1 protein-coding gene and 1 pseudogene are annotated in these 1,663 nt (G+C 41.8%); both read right to left on the bottom strand.

What is annotated here, in order from left to right; all coding sequences use genetic code 11:
- A pseudogene (locus T429_RS11230) lies at window positions 1-67 on the bottom strand (lysozyme); the annotation flags it as partial.
- A 123-nt stretch (window positions 68-190) separates the two neighbouring features.
- Window positions 191-1,663: phage major tropism determinant (locus tag T429_RS11115; RefSeq protein ID WP_026500978.1), on the bottom strand; the 1,473-nt coding region annotated here is incomplete at its 5' end.

Here is a 1,663-nt window from a genome sequence, read left to right as displayed (position 1 = left end):
ATGCCTCTAAACGCAAGCCTTCCCATTGTTTGATAAGCTCTAATCCTTCCTTTGATATCTTTCTCATCTCAATCCTCCATAAAAAAAGCCCCACATCAGTGGGGCTAAATAAAATGATCTTCTAACCAGTCTAGCGTTAATATGATAAATAAAGCGGATCACTACATCCACGGGCGCCTATTTTTTCATCTTAATCATAACGAGAATGCGCAAAGTTCCGCGCAAATTCACCATTACTAGCATCACCAGACCAATCGCCTCCTCCCAACATAACATTTACGTCTACACGTAAACTGCTGCTTTGTTCCCCTGTATGCCATTTAGTCACTGGATAACAACCAGACAAAAATTGCCACACGTAACCGCAACCATCCTCACAACCGATATACGAGATCATACGACGATTGGCTGTATCAACGTGTCCTCCAGACGTTTTGGGAGAAGGCGCTTTATTGCCTATAATACTGGTTCCAGAATTGATTCCATACATGCAAGACGCGAACTCATCACTCGTCAAAAATCTCTTATTAACAGACGAAAAATCCACGTGATGGTCAGAATAGCTACGATTGCTTGTAATTGGAACACCATAGGCAGACTTCGTATTTTCATCTGTCCCTGATTGAAGATAAATATCAACCCAAATATTCTTCCACGGATCGTAAACCATTCCCTCTGGATCACTTCTGGGACGGTGATTTAAACACCAAACAGAATCAGGGAGAATATCCCCCGCTTGATAACCCGATAACGGATGATCTTCAATCTCTCCAACATCTGCACAAAGCGTATGAAATCCACCGATTTTTTCAGAATTATCCTCTGTATAACCATCAGGAGCCGTTGGATTGTCCGAAATACTAAAGCTAATCTCATCATCATCAGTGAGGGTTGGCATAATGTAAATATAATAATCTTTTCCAGCTTCAAGAGGTTGTATAATAGGGAGACTCATACCCATTGTAAGACGGTGCAAGGTGTACCTATTCCCATGCTCTTCACCATGATAACAGCGAAAAAATGCCCCGTTGTTGATTATAATACCTCTTCTTTTTTGCAAATCCGCTTCAAGAATTCTTTGTGGTTGAACAAAACGCGCACTCTCTGAAAAATCAGTGGAAAGAGAATTCACATTGACTTGAAGTTTGGAAATACTATCACTGTTACTCTCTGCCTTCTCTTGCACTTGTGTCAATGCATTTTTCGCTTCTTCCGCAGCTGTCTTCGCAAGACTTGCCTCTTGTTTGGCTTCTTCTGATAAATTTTTAGAGCTAGAGGCGGTTTGGCTTGCCTGATCACTCGTAGATTTTGCTTCATCAACTATTGTTTCTAAGCCTTCTGCTTTAGATTTCGCATCATTAGCTTCTTTTAGCGCTTGCTCTACTTTCTCTGTTACACTATCTGCTGCACTTTTCGCAGATTCCGCCAAACCCTTAGCTTCTGAAGCTGTTTGCAATGCTTGTTCGCCTGTGCCTTTTGCTTCTTCTAATTTCTCCTTGGCTTCTCTTGCTTCTGTTAAAGCTGTCTCTACTGACTTTTCTACTTGGGATACTCTTTTTGTCAGTTCTGTAACTGAATCCGTCGCCCGTTCCGATAAACCTTTTGCCTCTTTCGCCATATCCTTGGCATCATCAGCTGTCTGTTTGGCTCCATCAGCCTTAAG

The sequence above is a fragment of the Bartonella elizabethae F9251 = ATCC 49927 genome, from assembly GCF_000518165.1.
GTDB lineage: Bacteria > Pseudomonadota > Alphaproteobacteria > Rhizobiales > Rhizobiaceae > Bartonella > Bartonella elizabethae.
Note: the sequence above shows the minus strand (reverse complement) of the source record. Positions and strands in the feature narration are given on the sequence as shown.